Here is a 507-nt window from a genome sequence, read left to right as displayed (position 1 = left end):
ACGATTCTGAAGAAGCCAAAAGAGTTGATTCATAAATGAAGTATAAAATGATAAATATTGTGTGCTATATGATTCTTTATATGGATAAATGAATAGTAAATATTAACTAAATTATGAAATTTAGACATATTTTTGTAAATCAGAATTTTATAATTATCGAGTTTCTAGTATCCTATGAATGAATATAGAAAAAAGGAGGGCAATATCAAAATGAAGAAACTCGTTTATCCATTTTTAGCTGTATCTTTAAACTTAGCACTAGTAGCTTGCTCGGAACAAACTATGAAAACAACTGTTCCCCAAGCAGAAAGGGCAACTGAGACGGAGAAAAACAAAAAAGAGGAAAATGATATGCAGACTGCCTACTGGTCTTACGAAGGAGAAACAGGTCCTGAATATTGGGGGGAGTTGGATCGCTCTTATGCATCCTGTGTACGTGGAAGTGAACAATCACCAATTAATATCGAGTACTCTCAGGTGGAAACGAATGAAAAAATTGAAAACGTT

1 pseudogene is annotated in these 507 nt (G+C 33.1%); it reads left to right on the top strand.

Going from position 1 to position 507, the window contains the following annotated elements:
- Positions 1-210 precede the first annotated feature (210 nt).
- Positions 211-507: pseudogene (locus tag JN080_RS29110) on the top strand (carbonic anhydrase family protein); the annotation flags it as partial.

The sequence above is a fragment of the Bacillus sp. EB600 genome, assembly GCF_024494385.1.
Classification (GTDB): Bacteria; Bacillota; Bacilli; order Bacillales; family Cytobacillaceae; genus JAEVLT01.
Note: the sequence above shows the minus strand (reverse complement) of the source record. Positions and strands in the feature narration are given on the sequence as shown.